General features: G+C 52.3%; 3 protein-coding genes and 1 pseudogene. All 4 read right to left on the bottom strand.

Annotated elements, in window-relative coordinates:
• Positions 1–109: 109 nt before the first annotated feature.
• Complete coding sequence (locus ACTHUE_RS13170) at positions 110–1,312, bottom strand: beta-ketoacyl-ACP synthase (RefSeq protein ID WP_004520072.1); 1,203 nt, start codon at positions 1,310–1,312, stop codon at positions 110–112.
• A 3-nt stretch (positions 1,313–1,315) separates the two neighbouring features.
• Positions 1,316–1,834, bottom strand: a complete 519-nt coding sequence (locus ACTHUE_RS13165) for a hypothetical protein (protein ID WP_004520073.1) — start codon at positions 1,832–1,834, stop codon at positions 1,316–1,318.
• Positions 1,835–1,931: 97 nt separating this feature from the next.
• Positions 1,932–3,170 carry an NAD(P)/FAD-dependent oxidoreductase gene (locus ACTHUE_RS13160; protein ID WP_004520074.1) on the bottom strand — a complete coding sequence of 413 codons (1,239 nt, stop codon included), beginning with the start codon at positions 3,168–3,170 and terminating at the stop codon, positions 1,932–1,934.
• Between the two features lie 133 nt (positions 3,171–3,303).
• Positions 3,304–3,611: pseudogene (locus ACTHUE_RS13155) on the bottom strand (MMPL family transporter); the annotation flags it as partial.

Below are 3,611 nucleotides of genomic sequence, written 5' to 3'. Positions count from 1 at the left end.
AGCCTATTATGGCATATTTCGGCGGATTTGGTTGTTGTTTTGATGTTATTGTTTTTTAAGTTGCGGAAAAGAAAAAGGCCGTCTGAAAAGACAGCCTAAATATAAGGACTTATCCGATAATCAAAACAGCATTGCTGCCGCCGAAGGCAAATGATGAGCTGGCGGCGATGCGTTTTTCAGACGGCCAGCGGCTGTTTTCGTCGGTCAAAGCGATGTTGGGCAGCTCGGAATCGGGTACGTTGTCCCATTGTTGCGGCGGCAGTTTGCCTTCCGGATTGTATTGGCGGTTGGCCATCAACCAGGCAAACGCGGCTTCGATCGCACCGGCTGCACCCAAAGTATGACCGGTAGATGGCTTGGTTGAAGTGCAAAGGGTGTGGCTGCCAAATACTTCGGCAACGGCTCGGCTTTCCATGCTGTCGTTGTGTTGCGTGCCGGTGCCGTGCAGATTGATCCAGCCGATGTCTTCTGCTTTCAAACCGGCTTTATCCAAAGCGGCCTGAAAGGATTGGGCTGCACCCAAACCGTCGGGGCGGGGAGAAGACATATGGTAGGCATCGCTACTTGCACCATAGCCCAGCAACTGCATTTCGCCGTCAAAATCGGCATCGCGCGTCATCACGAAAAATGCGGCCGCTTCGCCGATATTGATGCCGTTGCGGTTGGAGGAAAAAGGCTTGGCGATGCTGTCTGAAAGCACTTCCAAAGAGGCAAAACCATTAATCGTCAGCGGAGAAAGCGTATCCGCGCCGCCGCAAATTACGACATCACACAATCCGGCACGAAGCAATCGGGCTGCGCTGATGAGGGCGCGTGCGCCGGAAGTGCAGGCGGTGGAAACGGTATAGCGCAAGCCGTCTAAACCGTAAACTTGGGCGATAAATTCGGAGGGCGAAGCCATGGTGTGTTGCAGCTGTTTGAACGGAACATCCGTCCATTCACCACCTTGGACAACGTGTTGGAACAAAGGGATATTTTCATCTGCGCCACTGGTGGACGTACCAGTCACGACAGCGACCCTTTCTTTGCCGTAACGGGCAATGGCCGTCTGAATCAGTCCGTCTATTTGCGAAAGCGCGTGCAGGATAAGCTGGTTGTTGCGGCTGCGATGCGCTTCGGGAATGCTGTCGGGTAGAGGCATCAGGGTTTCTTTGACTGCACCAAAAGCATGCGTTTTGCCTTTTACCCATTGGTCTGAAAAAGTCAGGGGCGTGTTTTCAGACGGCGTGAGTAAGGCATCGGCATGAACTTGCAAGCCGCTACCCAATGCGCTGGTTAGTGCCGGACGGCTGAGATAAACAGGAGTATTCATGAATTAGTCTTCTGCAATCGGGCTGACCGTCCAGAAAGTTTGGTCGGGGAAGCCGATAAGGAATTGTTCGGAATGGTGGGCGACACACCACAAATCACGCTCGCGGTAGCTGAACACCGCGCCTTTGCCGTCAGGGCAGAAGCCTTGATGGGTGGCGTTTTGTTGGCGGGCTTCAGGGTAAAGCGTGGCGGCTTGTTCGGCGGCCAAAAGCGGCAACAAGGCGGCAAACAATCGGCGCGAACTGGCATTGGGCATCACAAAACCATCATTTTTCCAGCCTTTGGTGCTGACCGATTGGCGCGATACCGGCGCACCCAGTGCATCGGTTTGGACAAAGCGGATGCCGTCTGAATGAGGCTCGACTGCCAAGAGATTGGTTTGAACGGTTTGCCCCGCCGCATTAGTTTGTTCAAGTTTGAACCATTGGCCTTCTTTGGAAAGCGGCGGCAGCGTTTGCGGATGGGGGAGCGAGGTCGCGCATGCGGAGAGCAGCAGTGCAGCAAGCAAAGGGATAAATCGCATAAGGTTTTATCTATCGGTCAAAATATTTAATGGTATGGATGAAGTTTCAGACGGCCTGTTCTGTTTTCAGTCTAGGCCGTCTGAAATACATTCGTCCTTATTCTACCTTCAAATCGCCCACCAATGCGGCAAGTGTGGACAAGCGTTGCTCGGATTTTTCCACGAATGGATTATCCGTATCCCAAGCGTAGCCTGCCAAAATAGACGAAATCATGCGGCTGATTTCAGGACTGCGGTTGGGCGCGTAGATGGCATTTTGGAAGCGGAAATCGTACCAACCGTTTACATAAGTGCGGAACGCGTTCACGCCGATCATCAGTTGGTCGGCAAATTCGGTTTGCCAATCGGCAGCTTCGCCTTTGAGCTGCTTGCCCAACAAATCGGCAGCCAGTTTGGCAGAGTGCAGGGCAATGGTTACTCCGGAGGAGAAGACTGGGTCGAGGAATTCGGCGGCGTTGCCCAAAAGAGCAAAATGTTTGCCGTATAAGGTTTTCACGTTGGCGGAATAGCCTTGGATAGAGCGGAACGGAAAGTCGTTTTCCCAAACGGCTTTATCTAAAATTTCCGCCAGCATCGGGCATTCGTACACAAATTTTTTCAACACGGCTTCTGATTCGCCGGCCAGTTTGTCGGGCGTGCCGACAACGCCGATGGAGCAACGGTTGTCGCCGAAAGGAATCAGCCAAATCCAGACATCGCGATGTTCAGGGTGCGTGTTGATCAGGATTTTATTGCGGTCGAATTTCGGGCTGGTGATGTTGTCGTCGATATGCGTGAAGTGGGCTTGGCGCGGAGGCAGCTCGGACGGACTTTCCAAATCTAAAAGGCGGGGCAGGACGCGACCGTAACCGCTGGCATCCAAAACGAATTTGGCAGTCAGTTCATAGTTTTCGCCTGTATCGGTCGCAACGCTCAAACGTGCCACATTGTCACTGTTGTCAAACGCGGTTACGCCGTGTCCGAAGCGGACATCGACGCCTTGTTTTGCCGCTTCATCAATCAGGATTTTGTCGAAGATGCCGCGGCGCACTTGATAAATAGTACCGGGGCCGTCTGAAAATTTTTCAGTAAAGTTGAAATCTGTGTAACGGCTGCCCCATGAAAACGCAGCACCGTCTTTAAATTGAAAGCTGGGTTCGGCATGCACTGCATCGGCAAAACCGGCTTCTTCCAACATTTCCATGCAATGCGGCAACAGGCTTTCGCCGATGACAAAGCGCGGGAAATGTTGTTTTTCCAATACGCAAACTTTAAAGCCTTGTTTGTTCAGCAAAGCGGAAGCAACCGAACCTGAAGGGCCTGCGCCGATAACGGCAACGTCAAATTCTACGGACATTTGAAAATACCTTTGATTTTAATGATAAATAATGTTTAATCCATCGCCTGAAATTTTTCAGACGGCCTTTTGCAACTTGGCGATAGAAGTTGAAAAAAATATCGCTTCAACTTCAATCGCCTTCATCTTTTGTCTAATTTTTCAACAATGTGCCTGCCAGCCAAATATTGAATGCCACACCGATGGTAACCGTCATACCGAACGCGGCAACGGCGGGCGTGCTGCTGATGGCGAGCAGGGCAAAGGAAATGGCTGTTGTAGCGGCGGCAAGCAGCATACCGCCTAATTTTGCCGGCGCGCTGTGATGTGCAGTAGCGGCATAGACGGCATAGTCCACGCCGATGGCGGATACTAAAAGCAGGCCGAACATGGCAAACAGGCTGACGGGAATGCCGGCCAAACCGAGTACGGCAACGGTGCAGATGGCGGCGGCCAGCGGCA

The sequence above is a fragment of the Neisseria sp. P0021.S005 genome, assembly GCF_051956955.1.
The sequence above is the reverse complement of the archived record's forward strand: the minus strand, read 5'-3'. Positions and strand labels throughout refer to the sequence as shown.